Raw genomic sequence first — 17,892 nt, 5'->3', positions numbered from 1 at the left:
GTTATTGGTATTTCCAGGGATTCGATGGCGGGAATTGTGTCGGGATTTGTGCGATCGCAGAACTCTCAAACAAGCTTGCCTTAGCGCTTAACAGCAAGACTGAGACGACAAGGGCAATGAGCAAGAAGCGGAGAACGATCGAGCGATCGCGGAACCATGATTGCAGCCTTCGATATCTCACAACAAATCCCCTCTGGTTTGCAGCCTAAATTTCCGGCATTTCGCATCTGGAAAGTAAAAAAAAGATGCTTCAAATTGGCGGCCGATTTGAGCGTGTTTTACCAGGCTGTTCTAAAACTTTCCTCTCTCTACAGGATTAAGCTGAAGGATAGAATGCGATGCCTTCGGCACACGGGAACGTGCTCGCGAAATCAGATTTCAAACTGTGAATCTAGCTGTCACACTTCACTCTCCCAGCATTGGTCGTACCTGCAATCTCTAGAAGTTCCAATTAGAAGCTCTAATGATCGGTCTTTATGCGATCACAACCTATAGCTTATGCCGCATACATAGAAGTCTAATGTTCTGGTTGAGCGGCTACCAATAACTTCCGCACACACCCAGCGACTTTCGACCGTCCCCGCCAACTGAGTTGTTAAGTCACTTGGGAAGAGCGATCTTCCCAAGTTGCGACCAAAAATGCTGCCATTGAACCTGCTAAATTGACGGCAAGTGCAGCGTGTCGAGGAGAGGGTTTAACAGCTCTTTTCCCTTTACCATGAGCATCACTCAGCTTATTGCGTAAAGTACCAAGTCCTTTAATCACCGTCTGACAACTACCAAGAATTTCCTTAAAGACCTGTTCTTGATGCTGTTCAGGAGCCATATTAAGTTGTTTGGCAGTTTCAAAATAAAGTTTAGGCAAATCATCTCTATCGCTGTGGGTAATACCTGCTTCATCCAAAATGTGTTTACAAACTGATTCAATTAATGTACGTGCCATAGTAATTGCTGCTTCTGGATCTTCATTGCGGCGTTCAAGAGCTTTTTGCCAAGCAATGTGAACATGATCGGTATCAAAATCGACAAGAATAGCGGAAATGTCATCATCTGCTGGATGCGCCGCAATAATATTTGCCTCCAGAGATGCAATCACTGAACTAAATTCATCCCATATAAACGCCTTTCGTTCTGCGTAGGTACTGAACCTTGGTTTAATGAAACCCCAGAATTTTGAGAGTTCGTCGCAAGTCTTAACAAATTGAGGAAGAAGATCTCTGACTCCGCTATCCCTTAATAACTCTAAGCGGAGTTTACTGTAATCCTCATCACTGGTATCACCATGTGTCGCACGAGCGATAAATATCTCTTGGAGTTGCCGTACTTTGTCTAAGCGTGTCGTCATACTTTCTAAAAGCTGGATTCTAACCTCAGCAGTCTAACCTAGACTAACTCAAATTGCCTAATCAACACTCAAATTCATACTGAAAGCCACACAACCTCAAAGTATAGGCTCAACCACCAATCCTACGACCTAACTATCTATTCAAAGTCAGAATTGCTTGATAGCACTTCCTAATATCGGTCTTATCGAGCATTAACCTAATGTCGTAACCAGTGCTTCGATGCAGCTTTGCTGGTTGGTGGAGGCGGAGTAGGAAGGAGTGCGATCGCCCCTCGCTGTAGGTTGGGTTGATCCTATCACGTCCTTGCTTGTGAATGAGTAAGTAACGTGAAACCAAAAATGACTCGATCGAGCGATCGCAATTAACTAGCTATAGAACAAAGTAAACCTTGAGACTTAACATTTGCAGTTAGAGCTTCTTGAAGTATCTGGCGACTGGAAATAGCTCAAAGCCCACCTTTTCATAGGTGTGACGGGCTCTTTCATGACCGGGATCGCCCCCAGTCTCAACCATAGCCACAGACATCCCCGCATCTTTCATCCAACAGGGAGCGAATTCTATCAAAGCACTACCAATGCCGCGACCTTGAAAGTCTTGATCGACAGCAACCATGTAGATTTCACCCATGCTGTCCTCTGAGTGTAGTTTCATAGCTACAAAGCCCACAGTAGAATCTGCATCAATAGCAACCCATACATTCGTGTCTTCCGCAGCACACACATCCTCCACAGCTTTTTGCTGGCTCACGCGCCAATGATTGGGATAGAATGCCTGGTAAACATCAGCGCTCATCGCCTTCTGAATCGAATCAAAGACCGGAGTCCAGGCCCTTCGCGAAAGACGAATAACAGCATCAAGGTGGCGAGGGTCGTATGGTTCAATTTGCATTCCCACATGAACTCCAGTTAACTCTGAAAGCTGGCGTTGCTGAATAGAGGTATGAATTCAAGATTTCCCAATAGCTATCAGCCCGCTTGAGGGTGAGTTTTGTAACTTCAAGCGAAAAGTTGATTCATACCGTGAATCATCAACGCTCAAAGTTTTATCATAGCTTAGTTAGCTGCAAGTGCTGTGTGCGCTCAAGAGTGGGGCTAAAAATGTCACTAAATCTAACTATCTGCACGCTTATAATTCATCACCAAATCCAACCGGGATAAAGAACTTGTCGCTGATTCCCGCACATAAGAATCCACGGCTTCATCATTCGCAAATGTGGTCAGAACTTCTACACAACGTCGATCGCCCACAGAAGCAAGAGCATTCACGATCGCCACTTGTACCGCCACATTATCCGTTGTATTCAGCGACTCCACCAAAATCTCAAAAGCAGAGGAACCCATCTGGCCCAAGGCCATCACAGAAGCAATATTAACCACAGGATTCGGATCGTCGATCGCCTTTTTTAATCCCTGCAAGCCCGCTTCAGGAAACGGTAAATCTGGATAATTAATCGCAATTTGTGCCAATACCTTCGCCGCACTCCCTCGCACAGTCACATTATCACTGTTTAACAATGCCTCAACCACCGATGGTACGGCATCTTCACCAATCACGCCCAAGGCTTTTACCGCCGCCCGACGATAGGTGACATCTTCTTCATCTAAAATGCCCACCAGTCGAGAAATTGTATTTTCATCGCGCGAATCGGCAATTTCAAACATTGCCCGATCGCGCAGATGAGGATTCGGGTGTTTTAGTTGTTCAAACAAAGCATCTGTTGTCATGGTTTTTGTGGTTTTAGGTGTTGTAATTTAAGCTTAATTAAGATATTACATTTCTCAGGTAGGGACACGGCACTGCCGTGTCCCTACAGATACCGGACACGCCACTGCCGTGTCCCTACAGCTATAATTCGGATGTTACAGAAGTATGAGCATCTACTTTAGCTCGAACTAACCAATCTTGGTCGGCAGCAGCAATTTCATAACCGCTGACATCACCAAGTTTTTCTAGTGCCATTAATGCAGCATACTTCAAATCCCAGATTTTAGTTTCCAGACAGGCTTTCAATTCTGGAATAGCACGCTGTTCTCCCAGTTCCCCCAGGGCGATCGCCGCCCCTGCACGGGATTTCTGAAACTGGGGTTGAGAGTGATGCAAAGCTTCCAATAACAAATCGTAGGCTGGAGAATGTTTTAACCAACCAAACAATTTTACCACATGAAAATGCGCTCCATAGTCATTATTTGCTTCTTCAGCAAAGGTCGCAAACAGGGCGGCTGGTGCATCCTCTGAGTAATTTTCAAGTATCGTTTTAGCTGCTAAATAGCAACGTCCAAAATCTGTTTCGTATAATTGGCGAATCAAAAACGGTAAGTCGGGTAATTTTTCATAACTGTGCACTAAATCTAAATCCCCTGGATAGTCTCTTAAGGTTTGTTCCAAATGGGGTTTAATGGTAGCAAAGGTGAGGGATTTGTCGGCAATTCCTGCTTCTGCTAACATCCTAATTCCTCTGAGCCGAAAGACTAAAGATACCGGACATTTGGCAATATTTGGAATTGCATCGTAGTAACGCGCATCTATCAAATCCTGAATAGATAATCTGCGCGCAAGGACATTTTTGTGTTGCAACATCGCGACAACTTTTCCCATTTGAGAAAAGTCTCTGGTTAAACGACAAATTGCGGCGATCGCAGCACTAGCAGTCGGCGGGTCAATATCATCGACAAATCTGCGAATTCTGGCTAAGGCTGGCTGATAATCTAATTTAGTCAGGGTGTGAATAATTACCCGGTAGGTTTGTCCCGGTTTGTCCAGCAATTGAGCAACTTCTGCTAAAATATCCGGATCTTGAGTGCCAATTTCGCCGATCGCCCAAACGGCATTTTCCACCGTGTAGCAGTCATCATCCGCCAGACAGGTGCGAATCACCGGCAATGCTTGCACAGCTTGCAGTCTTCCCAAGGTTTCCACCGATTTGCGGCGCACAATCCGGTTTTCCAGCACCGGATCGGTTTGTTGTACTGCTCGCATCAGTGCTGCGATCGATCGATCAGTTGAGAAATTGATCAAGTGGGAAGCAGCTATGTAGCGGGAATCCTCTTCCCCGATTTCCGCTTGGGGCGTATCTAAAAGGGCGATCGCCTGGTCTTCGGTTAAATTAAAAAAACTAAAAAAGCGTTTATCCATAAAATTAGCAGTCTGCAATAACTATAATATGATATGCCTATTAAAACACAATAACAAGCCTAAGAATTCTTTACCCTTACCTCACCAAAATCGGTAAAGCAACGAGCCAAGAGTTCCTAGACTTGTCGGGTAGAAACTACCCAGTCACGACATTACAAACCTGTCAGTTAATTAGGACAGGGAGTTGATCGCGTAGTCAAGAAGAGCATTGTACTCAGTCAAAGCTTGAGGAGACAAATCGCGAGGAGCGCAACCGCGGTTACGAGCAAAGCTCAATGCTTCAACGTAAGGAGCAGTAGGCAAGCCCAAAGCGCGATAAACTTCGCGTTGACCAGCAATACCCCATTCGTCCAGAGGGCCTGTGCCGCCAACAACTAAACTGTATTGGATCAAGCGCAGGTAGTGCTTGATGTCACGATGGCATTTTGCTTTGAAAGTATCGGTGGAGTTAGCTTGACCGGATTCGTTCAAGTAAGGATACTTTTTGATGCAAGCATCATAAGCTTCTTTAGCAACTGCGTCGAGGTTGCTGCCTAGTTTTTCTGCAGCTTCTAAACGAGCAGCAGAGCGTTGGATAGAACCTTGAACTGATTCTAAATCTGAGGTGCTAGGGAAGCGGCCTGCTGCATCAGCAGAGGCAATAGCGGTGGTGAGAACTGATTTCATTTCCTAAAACTCCTAAAGTGATTTTGACGACAGTGAGCGTAGTTTCAATTTTGCTGAGCGAATTGCGATTAGCAACTGACTAGCTCAGTGCAGAAATGATGCGATCGAAGTAGCTGGAAGCTTCAGCAACGAGGCTAGCACAACGATCTTCTACTACAGGGCTGCCCATTTTGCGGAGCTTAGCACCAGCAAATTTTTCGCTAGGATTGTCTTGGATGTGAGCAGCGGCTTGAGCCTTCATGATTTGAACGGCACGCACGGTGGAGGTGGTGGGAACGCCCAAAGCTGCGTAGGTTTCTTTCAAACCATTCAAGCAACGGTCATCAAGAACTGAAGCATCACCAGCCAACAAAGCGTAGGTGACATAGCGCAGAATGATTTCTGCATCGCGCAAGCAAGCAGCCATGCGGCGGTTAGGATAGCAGTTACCACCAGCTTGAATCAAGCCTTGGTTTTCGCAGATCATACCGGCAACAGCATCAGAAACCATGCAGCTAGCGTTGCTGGCGATCGCGTTTACAGCATCCAAGCGTCGGTTGCCGCTGGCAACGAAAGCTCTGAGGGCAGCAATATCACCGACAGTGGAGGTGCTGGCATCGGCTGAAAGTACAGCTCTTGAAAAAGCGTCAAGCATTGAGTTCTCCTTAACTTAGAAAAATTATTTCTGAATCAGAGTTGGTCAACTTGGTGACTAACTTGATGGTTTTGAATATATCTCTGGGGTGTTGCCTCTGTCTCTTTCCTGAGAAACAAAGTAACAATTTGTTACTTTTGTGGCTAAAAGCACTTTTTTTCGTGGAGAGGGGCGCAAAAAGTGGAGTTTTCAAGACAAGAATATTTTTGCTCTTGCCCCTGTACAATGTTTTCCATGAACAATATTAAGCAGTTTGTTGAAAATTCTCTAGGACGGTGGCGATCGCAGCGCAGCGCCCATCATTTGACTTTCAGACACTTTGAAGCTGTGCAGTCAGTTATTGATATCGCTGCTATCTCACCGGACGATCGGGCAGTAATGGAACTCTGTCAATTGTATAATGTTGACCCATCCCAAGCAGTAATGCCTTTTCAAATGAGTTGGGAGGGTGAGTCAGATTGGGATGAGAATTCTGAGGTTAAGGGGAGTTGTATTCTGGTACCAATCCCCGATCCAAATGTACCTAATCGCGGTAAGTTATTACGAGATCAAGGTTATGCTGAAACTATTGCCGCAGCAGGTGACTATCACATCACAGAGGATGGAACTTTTGTGCTTTTGACTAGCTACGAACACGCCGCAGCGGAAGAAAAAATCTGGTTTGCTAATCCTAATTTACGGTTTCGTGTTTCCCTAATTAAAACCAGTGGAGGAAGTGGAGTAGTAACGGCATCATTTTCCTCAGAGATTCGTTCGCTGTCAGGGAATTAGTGAATCACTAATTGCTATTAATCAACTTTCTTCTACCTTCTTCTTAGCTTATGAATTCAGTTAAAAGCAATGATTTAATCACTTTGGCTCAGTGGATGGCTGGGGATTTTAGTAACTATCAACAATCCTTTGATAACCCACAACAATTTGCCCATATTCGGATATTTTTTCGTCCCTTACCCTTTGAATTTTTCAATGCCATTGGCTTTTACTCTGAACAGGTTTACGATCACGATCTGTGGACCCCCTATCGTCAGGGAGTTCATCGCTTAATTGACCAGGGAGATCAGATTTATATTGAAAATTATAGCCTCGAAGACCCAATACAGTACGCCGGAGCCGCACGAGAATTAAGCATTCTCAAAACTATTAAACCAGATAGTCTGCAACGACGCTATCACTGTTCCATGATTTTTAAACGCGACGGCGAAATGTTTCGAGGCAGTGTCGAACCTGGAAACCTTTGTCTCATCGAAAAAAGAGGTTGTTCAACCTACCTAGTTAGTGATGTGGAAATTACAGAAACAACTTGGAGTAGCCTCGATCGAGGTCTGGATGTGAATAATCATCAACAGGTTTGGGGTTCGGCTTTTGGCTCTCTACATTTTGAAAAGCGTCAAAGTTTTGCCACTGAGTTACCTCACATCTTATAACTTATCGGCTTAATATTTTCAAGTCACATTCACCATGTATTACACGAAATAAAATGTACTACACCGCATTTCTTGCAATAAGAGACTCCGAGCAATATCTCAACCTCTTTATGTAGTACAAATAAGCTCCTAAATCAGGCTTAATGTTAAGTTATGCAAAGTTTTCTAATATAACGTCTAAGTATGGTAGTTTTTCATGTAATACAATTGTGGAGATTTTTTCAATGGTTTTTGGACCTGCATCTCGACTTGGAGTCAGTTTATTTGAAGAAACACCCTGTTTAGAACTGATGCCAGGACGTTCAGAAGAAGAAGTAGAAACCATTATTCGTGCCGTTTATCGGCAAGTTTTGGGAAATGCTTACGTCATGGAAAGTGAACGAGCGACGATTCCTGAATCCCAATTCAAAAGTGGTGAATTCAGTGTGCGCGAATTTGTCCGCGCTCTGGCAAAATCAGACGCTTACCGCTCTCGCTTTTTCGATACTTGTCCTCGCTATCGGTTTATTGAACTCAATTTCAAACATCTTCTAGGTCGGGCCCCTGATGGCTTAGAAGAAATGAGAGAACATAGCACCATTTTAGATACGGAAGGCTTCGAGGCAGAAATTGATTCTTATCTCGACAGTGATGAATACCAAAATGCCTACGGGGAAAATATCGTTCCCTATTACCGAGGCTACAAAACCCAGCCAGGACAAAATATGGTTGGGTTTACTCATATGTTTGCTCTCTTGCGGGGAGCTTCCAGTAGCGACCTCAAGGGCAGTATTTCTGGAAAAACCCCTGTTCTGAATAAATTCGTGATTCAGCAAACCCCCCTACCAATAGTTCCCCCTTCAGGTGGTGCAGTTGGAGATGGTTGGGCATTCCAAGAGTCTGGTATCAATTCACGTACTCGTGCTGGATTAGGCGCCTCCACAGAAGGCAAAGTTTATCGCATTACTGTGACTGGATATCGTTCTTCAGCAACGACTGTGATGAACCGAGTCTCTAAATTTCGCTCTAGCAATCAAGCCTATCTCGTACCATTTGATAGGCTCTCGCAAGAATATCAACGCATCCACAAACAAGGCGGCGTAATTTCCAGCATCACTGCTGTCAACTAACAACCGCTCAAACTTCTGCCTTAACGACTTGGGGAATTATCTCCCTGAGCGTGTTTTTCACAATCCCTAATTCCCTGTTTTGAAGCGTTATTTATTCTTAGGAGAAACTCAATGAGTGTCGTTTTAGATGCGCCAGTAGAACTTTGGCCTACGAGCAGCTCCGATGATCGACAGGCGGTAATTCGCGCTGTTTACAAGCAAGTATTGGGCAATCCCCATGTCATGGAAAGTGAACGCTTGACGATTGCAGAATCCAAGTTGTGCGATGGCACGATAACGGTACGAGAATTTGTCCGCGCTGTGGCTAAATCTGACTTTTATCGCAGTCGGTATTTTGAATCCTGCGCTCCTTACCGCTTTGTCGAGCTAAACTTCAAACATTTGTTGGGTCGCGCTCCTTTAGCTCAAGAGGAACTTTCTGAGCATATTTGCCGTTCTACCCAAGAAGGCTACGAGGCAGAAATTGATTCTTATCTCGATAGTCCAGAATATCAGGAAAAATTTGGCGAGAATACAGTTCCTTATTATCAAGGAGCAAAAAGTCAAGTCGGACAAAAGCAAGTCGGCTATAATCGCACCCTTTCCCTGTATCAAGGTTATGCAGGAGTTGATAGTGCTTTTACCGCTTCTCGCTTAGTAGATTTTGTGGCTGGCAATAGCGGTAACAAGATTACTTTACCAACAACAGGCGGTCGGATCAGCGCTTACAAAGATGCCACCGAAAAAACCTTCAAGATTTTAGTCAAGGGCTCTAAATTTGATAGTCCTCGCCGACTAAGTAACACTGAATATCTTGTATCCGGTGCGAATATGACTCCGCAAATTCAGCGCATTCATCGTGCAGGCGGCAAAATTGTCAGCATCACAGAAGTTGCTTGAGGCCTAAAGTGATTCGCGGGTAGAGAAGTAAAGATTTGCTTCTCTACCCTCTCGGAAACAATCGCGATTTTTATCTTATCCGATCGCAATTATGAAAGCGATAACGATAAAAACACGTAGTGCTTCTCTGTCTAAATAACAGATGCGTTCGCTTATCTTAAGCTCTTTCAACCAACAGTAACATCTTTTGACAGTCTGAATCAAACTTTAATTAACGTTAGGAAAAAAAAATGTCCAGTTTAACAGCCTCTTTCGTCAGTGACCCCGTAGAACTTCGATCCAATGCAACCGAAGACGATTTACAAGTCGTCATTCGTGCTGCTTACCGACAGGTGTTAGGAAATGCTCACCTGATGGAAAGTCAGCGTCTCACCAGTGCCGAATCTTTGCTTCGCAATGGTGATATTACGGTGCGTGATTTTGTCAGACAAGTGGCAAAATCCGACCTGTATCAGTCTCTATTTTTTAACACCAATTCTGCCTATCGGTTCATCGAGTTAAACTGCAAGCATTTGCTTGGTCGCGCTCCTTTAGAACAGACAGAGATTTCGGAACACGTCCAAATTTGTAACGGTCAAGGCTATGAAGCCGAAATCGATTCTTATATCGATAGTGACGATTACAGCCAGAACTTTGGCGAGAATATTGTGCCTTATCCTCGGAACATTCGCAGCCAAAATGGTATCAAGAATGTCGGGTTTAATCGGATGCTTTCTTTGCTGGGAGGAGCAGCTACTAGCGATAGCAGTAATCAAGCTCAATTAATTGCTACGGTTGCGAGCAATCTGCCTCAGAAAATCAAACTTTCTAGCGTTGGTACCAGTGGAGCCTCTAGCACAACTGGTAAACGTTTTCGGATTACTGCTGCTAAGTCTGGTGGTGCTAAGGTCAGAGTGAGCAATATCAGCTATGAAGTCAGCTATGCTCAAATGTCTAAGCAAATTAAAAATATTCAGAAAATGGGAGGCAAAATTCTCAGTATTACTGAAGTTGGCTAAATTTACCTAGACTTCACCTTTGTCTTCATTGAAGTTTGGTATCTCCTACTTACTCTAGAGCGAGTTTATTATTCGCTCTTTTTCTCTTTCCAACTTGAAAGTAAAAATAAATCACTCGGTTTTCAAGCTGAGTATCTGAAAGATGCTACCCCCAATAGCTTGTAAAAAAATGCAGGCTTGGATCAGAAGTCGTCACCTAATTTTTTCCGGTCAATTGCTAATTTTTGAAACTTTAGACTATCCAGCAGTTGAGCGATTTGAGGAATGTGTTAACATTCTAGGAGGGTGCTTAATTTCTGTTGAACCAGGCAAACGACTTTGGATGGGAAATCATCGACAAGTGATTCTCTATCAGGCTAAAGCCAGTTTGCATACACCGCATCATGAACTGCGACAATATTGGTTCAAGTACGGCTGTTTTCAGACTCGATTCGATCAAAGAGCTTAACTATAACAACCGCGAAGGTTATTAAGTGTTAAAAGCTATTTGGTTATTTGCAAAATTAGGAACTTTTTGGTTAAAATCAATAAAAATTATACTTGATTGTGTTTATGGATATTCACGAAATCGAAACGTCTCTGAACAATCCTGATTTTCAGTATCGACTCAAGGCCGTCGCTGCTCTCAAGGATTATAAACCAGAGATTGCCGTTCCCTTGCTCAAAGGCAAACTCGATGACCCCGAATTCTTAGTACGTTCCTTTGTCAGCCGGGCATTTGGGACACAACAAACCGCTGATTCCTTCGCCGCATTGCTCCAAATCATGAAATTTGATAATACGCCGAATGTGCGAGCTGAGGCTGCTAATTCTCTTTCGCTTTTTGGTCGATGTGCTGCATCTCATTTAGTCTTGACTTTTTTTCAGGATGACCACTGGTTAGTTCGTCGTAGTATTCTGGCTGTTTTGGTTGATATGGAGTGCGAAAGCGAACTCTTTGAGGTCTGTATGGAAGCCTTAGCTGGAGAAGATAGGACCACTCAGGAAGCCGCTGTGGATGCACTTGGTACATTAGCCGGAACTAATCAGGAACAGGCTGCACTTTCTCAGTTATTAATGCTGGCTAATTCTGAGTATGAAGGTATGCGTCAGCACGTCGCATCTGCTTTGCAACATTTTGACGATCCGCAGGCTAAGGAAATTTTAAGTAAACTTCGGCAAGACTCAAATCATCGAGTCGTTGCTGCTGCTTTAGAAAATCTGCTCAATCAACTAAACAGTAAGGAATCTGATACTGTTTAGTTGATTAAACTTGATTAAATTGTTTTAACCCAGTGATTAAATGGTCAAAATAAAGGCTCAATAAATCCCGGTCTTCAAAATTAAATTGCTGCAAGCTAACTGTTTTCAACTGTTCGAGTCCACAGAGCATCGCCGAAACAGGAACCCGCAATTCTTGATAGAGTAGCTCCATGTTTTTGAGTCCTTCTTGGCTAGTAAATTGAGGACTGTTACCTGCAATTCCATAGGTGATACAGCGCAGAAACTGTAAAAAATCTCGCCAACAGGCTTCAGCACGTTCGGGAGGATAAAGGTCATTACCAAGCTCAGTGATATTTGGAAAGTCGGCTAATACCTTTTTCCTCGCATCAGCAACAAGATTAGGAGCTTGCTCTCGCAATAATCGGGCTTTTTCTAGCATTAAAGAGAAATTAGGAGCAAGATTTTTAATGCGTTCTAAATCCTCATCTGTGAGATATCGACTTTGATCGTCAGCCTCTTGAAAAATGGCAATTACTTCATCTGAATATAAGTTTTTCCAACTGGCAAAACTGACAATTCTGGCTTGGGGAATTAATTGCTTTGCTCTTTCACTTAATTGCATAGTCATTAAATTACACATAGTTTACTAGGATAGACTAAAATTATGAGGGAGTTTATTAAGATTTATTACAATTACAGCAGTTTAATGATGGTTGGTACAGGGTTTTTCTTGGAAATCCTGAGCGCACAACAGAGTTTCGTAACGAAATATTACTTTGTTTGTCAAAAACAGAGACAAGATTTAAGGCAATCCCTTATGATTGTGTTTTGAGGGAAAGATTGAAGGAGCTAAATTTTAATCTATGTTTAAGCCGTTTCAGGAATTCTTAGAAAAAGAACTGTTTGGACGTTTTGCTCTAGAGAGTCGTACCATTCCCTCTGGATTGGAATCGGTGGTGAGTGAAAGAGGCAAAAATCCCGCCACGATTCAAAGTTGGTGCTATCAATGTCCCAAATTGCGAAAGATTCGTTACACATACATTGATGCGGGAGAAACGGCACAGATTTTCAATAGTGTCATTTATCCGAATTATAATTACGATCTGCCCTTACTAGGAATTGATTTTTTAGCCTTTGGACAGAAGAAAATCTTGGTGGTTTTGGATTTTCAACCTTTATTCCGCGATCGCGCCTATATAGACAAATATATCGAGCCAATGAGCGCCATTAAGGATAAATACAAGGATTTAACGCAAGACTTAGAAATGAAGTTTTACGATGCGAACCAGTATTTTTCCAAGAACTTGCTATTTGCTAAAACTGATGCAGAAACGGTTGTAACTCGTTTGTTTCCAGCCTATCAAGAATATGTTCAGTTGTATTGGCAAATGTTAGAGCAAGCCTCCCCGCTTAACACTCCCGAAGAGATTCAGCGGATTGTGAAGGCACAGAAAGATTACGATCAGTATAGTGCGGAACGCGATCCTGCATCAGGGCTATTCGGCAGCTATTTTGGGCATGAATGGTCAGAGCGATTTCTGTACGAGTTTTTGTTTGAAGATGCTATTCCATTAGCAGTTCCAGCGGGAGTAAGATAAGTTAAAAATGACTCTTTATCAGCCTTTCTTAGATTACGCCATCCCACTTCTAAAAGAACGACTTGACTTGGCTGCCTATCCCATTCCGGCAGGTTTTGAACGGAAAGAATCTCTAACTGGTAAGGGCAAAAAAGAGCAGTTGGTGGTGACGACAAGTCATGCTTTTAAGTCCTCAAAATTACGGCAAATTCGGGCGGCTCATGTTGAGGGTGGTGATGCTCTCCAGGTACTTAATTTTGTGATTTTCCCCCAGTTAAATTATGACTTGCCATTTTTTGGGGCAGACTTAGTAACCTTGCCGGGGGGACATTTAATTGCTTTAGATATGCAGCCTCTTTTTCACGATGCGGCTTACCAGAAGCAATACTCAGATCCAATTTTACCGATTTTCAACACTTATCAAAAGGAGTTGCCTTGGGGAGGAGATTTTCCTGACGAGGCAAAACCTTTCTTTTCTCCTGCTTTTCTTTGGACTCGTCCCAAGGAAACAGAGGCTGTGCAAACTACGGTCTTTGAAGCTTTTAAGGATTATCTTCAAGCTTATCTCGATTTGGTTGAGCAAGCGCCACCTGTCACAGATAGTCAGCGACTTGGAGAGATTCTTGAGGCACAGCGACGTTATATTAATTATCGTGCTGCAAAAGATCCCGCTAGAGGGATGTTTACGCGGTTCTATGGTGAGGAGTGGACTGAGGAATACATTCACGGTTTTCTGTTCGATTTAGAACGCCACATTCCAGAAGTTCAACAATCAGTGTAAATTTATCCTACCTGAGAGCCAAGACTCTGAGCCGTATTGTTACGAGTAAAAGCATTCCAAGTTCCTAATTCTTTGCGATCGCGACTGCAAAGCATGGCTTTCATCTCTTGGGTGAGTCCTTGTGCTAGGGTAAAATCAGCGCCAGCAATACTCTTTAATTGCTCTAAATTTGCCCCGGTTAAGTCAGCCGCTCGTAAATCCGCTCCTTGTAATTCGACTCCAATTAAGATAGCATTCCGTAAATAAGCACCAGTCAGAAAGGCATTCTGAAGGCTCGCCCCACTTAAGGCCGCTCCCTCTAAATTTGCCCCAGTTAAATCGGCTCCACTGAGATAAGCACCTCGCAGATTACAGCCCTGTAAATCTGCGCCTCGGAGGTAAGCTGTATTCAGAAAAGCTCCACTGAGATTGGCTTGGGGACCAATAGCTCCCGAATTTTTGTAATTGAATCCTTCTGGCCACTGGGTATGAGCATCATATTGAGCTAATTTTAATTTTGCCTCTTGTAGCTTGGCATCGACTAAATTACAGCCCTGTAAATCTGCACGAAAAAGATAGCTTTCTTCTAAATTCGCTCCACTCAAATTGGCATCTCTGAGATTTGCCCTTCGTAAATCAACCCCTGTGAGATTTGCCCCTTGCAAATTGGTTTGACTGAGGTTTGCCCCAATCAAGTTTGCTCCACTGAAATCAATACCAGATAAATCCATCTGGCTAAGGTTGATTCCCGGGAGGTTGGTTTGAGCTAGACTTTTGCCTTCCTGAATGGCTGGTAAGATTTCTGTTGCAGAAAGGGGTTCGGAGAGGAAAGACGAGTGTTGACGAGGTGACATTGTATTTTCTGAAGATTTATCGATCGAGTTGCTCAAAATTGTCCTGTGTCATTTATCCTAGAATTTGACGGATTCCAGACTGACGTTTGTTTATTTTTCTTAACCAAAATCCGATCGGATTCCCAGTTCGGCTAAGCTCAGGTCAAAGCTGAAATCTCCATTTTTCAATGAGATTTGTCTCAATCCCTCTGATTCCTATCGCTAATTTGACACAGAAATGCTGCTAACACCACCTATGACTATGATGGATTTCTTTCGCAAGAGTGAGGGCGTTTGGTTTACTCAGCGAACAGTCCATAATTTTGATACTGCTGCGGCTGATGAGTCGGGAGAATCCAATGTCATCGTTGACGTTTTGTCAACAGACGATCCCAGAATTTTAGACGTGTGTCAACAGCAGAATGTCGATCCCGCTTTAGTTAGTGGGGGATGCAGTTTTATGTGGCAGGATAATTTAGATGATACAGTCCCGAACGAAAACTATGCTGCTATTCTTGTAGATGTGCCTAATCCTAGTAATCCGAGAACGGGCAAGTTTCTGCGAAATCGAGGCTATGTTGAAGGTATTCCGGTCATCGGTATTTACCATTTTGCGGATGATGGGGTGTTGACTATTGAGACGGAATATGAGACTAATCAAGGACAGGAACGCTGTTGGTTTATTAACGATCATTTTCGGGTACGGGTGATGACTGTGCAGATGATAAATGGGGTTAAACAAATGGCATACTGTTCTGAGCGTCGTTGTATTTCTCATTCTGCTTTAGAAGAGATGTTAGAACACAATCGCTTGAGGTTTTCTGGGGTGGGTGTGCTGTCACCTTAAAGCACAAATATCCCGGCGATTGCAATCGCGCGCGGCTACACACACACAAAGTCGAAATATCCCGGTGACTGAAATTGCGGTTACAAAAACAAAAAATATCCCGTCGATTGCAATCGCGGCTACACACACAAATTTCGCCTAGGCGGACTAATTATTAAACTATCAAAACTATGTCTGAAAACGAAGAATTTAATCCGTCGGATTCTGATAATGAGGAAACTGTTGCTAATTCAACAGACACTAATGTTGAAGAATTGGCAGAAGTAATTGCTGAATTTGAGAAATATCGCGAACGTTTGGTTAATGAAACGATGACTGCGGCACAAAAGGCAAAATTACCTCAGAAGGCGGCGATGGCTAAAATTGAGCCGGAACTTGCTAAGATTGATGCTGGACTGGAGAGTCTTCGCGATCAATTGGCGGCTCTAACTACTAATAATTAGGGGATAATTATGGTCAATTCTAATGCTCAAGCGGAGGCCGATCCAATTCTATTGGCTCACGCTGAAACAGATGCTTTTCTTCGGGAAGTTACTGAACAAATAGATTTAGATACTTTCGATCCTAATGATTCCAATCTGTTGAAGCGGTTGGTTGAATGTTTGGGAGATACGCGGGGGATGACTCGACTGCGTTTCGCGGAAACTTTGGCTGAAATTGGCGAAGCGGCGACTCCTTTTTTATTAGATGCTTTGGCAAATCATGTTAATCCGGTTGTGCGGCGTGCTGCTGCTAAAACTCTGACTTTGATTGCCGATCCGACTGCGGTTCCTCATTTAATTCATGCTTTGTTGAACGATCGGGATACGGTGGTTAAGGGTTCATCAATTGGGGCGTTGGCGAGGATTGGGGAGCCGGCTGTGCAGGCTTTGTTGGATATTTTAGGGTCAAGTGATTTGCCAGAGAGTACGATCGGTCATGCGGCTTGGGCGTTGGCTTTTATTGGGGCGGGGGCGAAGGAGTATTTGTATCAGGCGATCGCCTCTGATTCGCCTGTGGTGCGCGGTGCGGTGGTGGGTGCGATCGCCAAGGTTGCACAGGAAGAACCGAAGGATGAATTATTCGAGATTTTGGTTAAGTCTCTGACGGATGTTGATGTTGATGTGCGTTGCGAGGCGGCGGCGGCTTTAGGAAATCTGGCTTATAAACCTGCAATTCCTAATCTGATTGAGTTGCTCGATCGTGGTGATGGGGAAACTCGTAGGGCGGCGGCTTTGTCTTTGATGAAAGTGGGCGATCGGGCTGCAATTGAACCGCTACAAGCTGCATTGGAAAAGGAGTCAGAAGCGGCGGTTCAAGGTGTGATTAAGTTGGCGATTTCTCAAATTAAGTAACTAAAAGTATGACTGAATCGGGAACGGTGCGGATGTTGCTTTCTCATAATTTTGATCTGCCCGAGGGGGTTTTTCCCACCTTAAGTAGGGAAGAATTTACTCGGGTATTTGCTGAGGGTTTAAGTCAATATCCTGAGATTAAGTGTCGTCAATTAAATCACGGTCATTGGATGGTAGAAGTTTTATTTTCTACTGATGCTTTTTCTCCGCCTCAAGTGGGAGAATTTTGCGCTCAAAGTTTGGTGGATAAGCGGATGAGTCAGGGGAAAACTGATGATTCTTTTCCTGATATTTTGATTTTAGCGGGATTGAAGAAGACTCCGCCATTGACTAGCGATGCTGAGGCGCTGCAACCGGGAGAATGGGGGGTGGATGTGGTGGAAACTCAGTCTGCTGAGAGTTTTTTGATGGCGATGGGGTGGGAGGAGAAAACGGCGGGGAAAAGTATTGAGGATGTTTTTAAAGTTGAAAGGAGAAAGGGGTAACGGGTGAGTTAAGGTGCCAGGATATCTTGTTGATTGATACTGTTTTTTATTCTTGAGACTCCGCCAATTTAAAGGCTTCCTAATAAGCTGTAGCAAATTCAGTTTTCATTTGTAAAACATCAGCTTGATACTCTGGATTGCTTGCCATTTCTGCTAGGGCTGCATCAATTGATGCTGGCTTTAGCGTGGCTAATTCTCGACTAATAGCCCGCATAATAAATTAATCACGACTTTTTGCTTTTCCCTAGTTTACGGCTCGATAAGTCGCTTCTAGTAAATTAACAGGGAGACTGATTTTTGCTTCAATTGTAGGATGCGAAATCCAAGTTACTCTTAACTAAAACCTGAATGTTCTGTAGATCTATATTAACTCTTTTTTATCCAAATAGTCATGGGTAAAGCGATCGAGGATGTTTTTAAGGCTGAAAGGAGAAATGGAGCAAGGCTTCAAGGTTGTTTGGAAAGTTGGATGTAAGTCCCGAAACGCTGATTTTGACGTTTACCAGGCTACGATCTATCTCCCGTCGATAAAATCGTCGTTGATTTCGATATTGTCAACTCCTGCTGCTGAACCCAATACGGTTCAGTTAAGGGCTATGCAGTGCTTGAAACAATAAATATAGGAGTATTCATTATGATTCCAGTACCTCTGTGTTTAACTTGTT

23 protein-coding genes are annotated in these 17,892 nt (G+C 43.6%); 13 read left to right on the top strand and 10 right to left on the bottom strand.

Annotated elements, in window-relative coordinates:
* Position 1: 1 nt before the first annotated feature.
* From E5S67_RS07875 to cpeB, 7 genes are all read right to left on the bottom strand, one after another.
* Positions 2 to 181, bottom strand: coding sequence for a hypothetical protein (locus E5S67_RS07875; protein WP_172186517.1), 180 nt, complete (start codon positions 179 to 181; stop codon positions 2 to 4).
* A 414-nt stretch (positions 182 to 595) separates the two neighbouring features.
* A complete protein-coding gene (locus E5S67_RS07870) occupies positions 596 to 1,345 on the bottom strand; it encodes an abortive infection family protein (RefSeq protein ID WP_172186516.1) in 750 nt (249 codons plus the stop codon).
* Positions 1,346 to 1,754: 409 nt separating this feature from the next.
* Positions 1,755 to 2,138, bottom strand: a complete 384-nt coding sequence (locus E5S67_RS07865) for a GNAT family N-acetyltransferase (RefSeq protein ID WP_246276671.1) — start codon at positions 2,136 to 2,138, stop codon at positions 1,755 to 1,757.
* A 317-nt stretch (positions 2,139 to 2,455) separates the two neighbouring features.
* Positions 2,456 to 3,070, bottom strand: a complete 615-nt coding sequence (locus E5S67_RS07860) for a HEAT repeat domain-containing protein (RefSeq protein WP_172186514.1) — start codon at positions 3,068 to 3,070, stop codon at positions 2,456 to 2,458.
* A 121-nt stretch (positions 3,071 to 3,191) separates the two neighbouring features.
* Entirely contained in the window at positions 3,192 to 4,478 is a 1,287-nt protein-coding gene (cpeY, locus tag E5S67_RS07855) for a C-phycoerythrin alpha-cysteine-82 phycoerythrobilin lyase CpeY (protein ID WP_172186513.1), read from the bottom strand.
* Positions 4,479 to 4,649: 171 nt separating this feature from the next.
* On the bottom strand, positions 4,650 to 5,144 hold the full coding sequence (cpeA, locus tag E5S67_RS07850) for a C-phycoerythrin subunit alpha (RefSeq protein ID WP_172186512.1): 495 nt from the start codon (positions 5,142 to 5,144) through the stop codon (positions 4,650 to 4,652).
* Between the two features lie 79 nt (positions 5,145 to 5,223).
* Positions 5,224 to 5,778, bottom strand: a complete 555-nt coding sequence (gene cpeB / locus E5S67_RS07845) for a phycoerythrin subunit beta (protein ID WP_172186511.1) — start codon at positions 5,776 to 5,778, stop codon at positions 5,224 to 5,226.
* Between the two features lie 234 nt (positions 5,779 to 6,012).
* Between cpeB and E5S67_RS07840 the strand changes: the two genes are divergently transcribed.
* The 7 genes from E5S67_RS07840 to E5S67_RS07810 all read left to right on the top strand — a co-directional run bounded on the left by E5S67_RS07840 (position 6,013) and on the right by E5S67_RS07810 (position 11,430).
* Positions 6,013 to 6,549, top strand: a complete 537-nt coding sequence (locus tag E5S67_RS07840; RefSeq protein ID WP_333202883.1) for a phycobiliprotein lyase — start codon at positions 6,013 to 6,015, stop codon at positions 6,547 to 6,549.
* Between the two features lie 50 nt (positions 6,550 to 6,599).
* Complete coding sequence (locus E5S67_RS07835) at positions 6,600 to 7,202, top strand: chromophore lyase CpcT/CpeT (RefSeq protein ID WP_172186509.1); 603 nt, start codon at positions 6,600 to 6,602, stop codon at positions 7,200 to 7,202.
* A gap of 224 nt (positions 7,203 to 7,426) precedes the next feature.
* On the top strand, positions 7,427 to 8,311 hold the full coding sequence (locus tag E5S67_RS07830; protein ID WP_172186508.1) for a phycobilisome linker polypeptide: 885 nt from the start codon (positions 7,427 to 7,429) through the stop codon (positions 8,309 to 8,311).
* 111 nt (positions 8,312 to 8,422) lie between these two features.
* Positions 8,423 to 9,190 carry a phycobilisome rod-core linker polypeptide gene (locus E5S67_RS07825; protein ID WP_172186507.1) on the top strand — a complete coding sequence of 256 codons (768 nt, stop codon included), beginning with the start codon at positions 8,423 to 8,425 and terminating at the stop codon, positions 9,188 to 9,190.
* A 230-nt stretch (positions 9,191 to 9,420) separates the two neighbouring features.
* Complete coding sequence (locus tag E5S67_RS07820) at positions 9,421 to 10,188, top strand: phycobilisome rod-core linker polypeptide (protein ID WP_172186506.1); 768 nt, start codon at positions 9,421 to 9,423, stop codon at positions 10,186 to 10,188.
* A gap of 142 nt (positions 10,189 to 10,330) precedes the next feature.
* The gene (locus tag E5S67_RS07815; RefSeq protein ID WP_172186505.1) at positions 10,331 to 10,636 is read left to right on the top strand and encodes a CpeR family transcriptional regulator; all 306 of its coding nucleotides are present in this window, start codon (positions 10,331 to 10,333) and stop codon (positions 10,634 to 10,636) included.
* 104 nt (positions 10,637 to 10,740) lie between these two features.
* On the top strand, positions 10,741 to 11,430 hold the full coding sequence (locus tag E5S67_RS07810; protein WP_172186504.1) for a HEAT repeat domain-containing protein: 690 nt from the start codon (positions 10,741 to 10,743) through the stop codon (positions 11,428 to 11,430).
* Positions 11,431 to 11,434: 4 nt separating this feature from the next.
* Here the strand turns inward: E5S67_RS07810 and E5S67_RS07805 are convergent, their stop codons facing one another.
* A complete protein-coding gene (locus tag E5S67_RS07805; RefSeq protein ID WP_339382792.1) occupies positions 11,435 to 12,019 on the bottom strand; it encodes a phycobilisome protein in 585 nt (194 codons plus the stop codon).
* Positions 12,020 to 12,254: 235 nt separating this feature from the next.
* Between E5S67_RS07805 and E5S67_RS07800 the strand changes: the two genes are divergently transcribed.
* Together E5S67_RS07800 and E5S67_RS07795 are read left to right on the top strand one after the other, a co-directional pair.
* Complete coding sequence (locus tag E5S67_RS07800; protein WP_172186502.1) at positions 12,255 to 12,989, top strand: 15,16-dihydrobiliverdin:ferredoxin oxidoreductase; 735 nt, start codon at positions 12,255 to 12,257, stop codon at positions 12,987 to 12,989.
* Positions 12,990 to 12,996: 7 nt separating this feature from the next.
* Positions 12,997 to 13,749, top strand: a complete 753-nt coding sequence (locus E5S67_RS07795; protein WP_172186501.1) for a phycoerythrobilin:ferredoxin oxidoreductase — start codon at positions 12,997 to 12,999, stop codon at positions 13,747 to 13,749.
* A gap of 2 nt (positions 13,750 to 13,751) precedes the next feature.
* Here the strand turns inward: E5S67_RS07795 and E5S67_RS07790 are convergent, their stop codons facing one another.
* Positions 13,752 to 14,582 (bottom strand): pentapeptide repeat-containing protein, encoded by an 831-nt coding sequence (locus tag E5S67_RS07790; RefSeq protein ID WP_172186500.1) that lies wholly within the window; start codon positions 14,580 to 14,582, stop codon positions 13,752 to 13,754.
* A gap of 241 nt (positions 14,583 to 14,823) precedes the next feature.
* Here E5S67_RS07790 and E5S67_RS07785 point away from each other — a divergent pair, with 241 nt between their 5' ends.
* From E5S67_RS07785 to E5S67_RS07770, 4 genes are all read left to right on the top strand, one after another.
* Positions 14,824 to 15,408 carry a phycobiliprotein lyase gene (locus E5S67_RS07785; protein WP_246276670.1) on the top strand — a complete coding sequence of 195 codons (585 nt, stop codon included), beginning with the start codon at positions 14,824 to 14,826 and terminating at the stop codon, positions 15,406 to 15,408.
* A 170-nt stretch (positions 15,409 to 15,578) separates the two neighbouring features.
* Complete coding sequence (locus E5S67_RS07780) at positions 15,579 to 15,851, top strand: hypothetical protein (protein WP_172186498.1); 273 nt, start codon at positions 15,579 to 15,581, stop codon at positions 15,849 to 15,851.
* Between the two features lie 9 nt (positions 15,852 to 15,860).
* On the top strand, positions 15,861 to 16,742 hold the full coding sequence (locus E5S67_RS07775) for a HEAT repeat domain-containing protein (protein WP_172186497.1): 882 nt from the start codon (positions 15,861 to 15,863) through the stop codon (positions 16,740 to 16,742).
* An 8-nt stretch (positions 16,743 to 16,750) separates the two neighbouring features.
* On the top strand, positions 16,751 to 17,227 hold the full coding sequence (locus tag E5S67_RS07770; protein WP_172186496.1) for a DUF2656 domain-containing protein: 477 nt from the start codon (positions 16,751 to 16,753) through the stop codon (positions 17,225 to 17,227).
* Between the two features lie 79 nt (positions 17,228 to 17,306).
* Here E5S67_RS07770 and E5S67_RS33970 read toward each other — a convergent pair whose 3' ends face one another.
* Positions 17,307 to 17,441: a hypothetical protein gene (locus tag E5S67_RS33970; RefSeq protein WP_281363525.1), complete on the bottom strand. Its 135-nt coding sequence runs from the start codon at positions 17,439 to 17,441 to the stop codon at positions 17,307 to 17,309.
* Between the last annotated feature and the right edge of the window lie 451 nt (positions 17,442 to 17,892).

The sequence above is a fragment of the Microcoleus asticus IPMA8 genome, from assembly GCF_013179805.1.
Taxonomy (GTDB): domain Bacteria; phylum Cyanobacteriota; class Cyanobacteriia; order Cyanobacteriales; family Microcoleaceae; genus Microcoleus; species Microcoleus asticus.
Note: the sequence above shows the minus strand (reverse complement) of the source record. Positions and strands in the feature narration are given on the sequence as shown.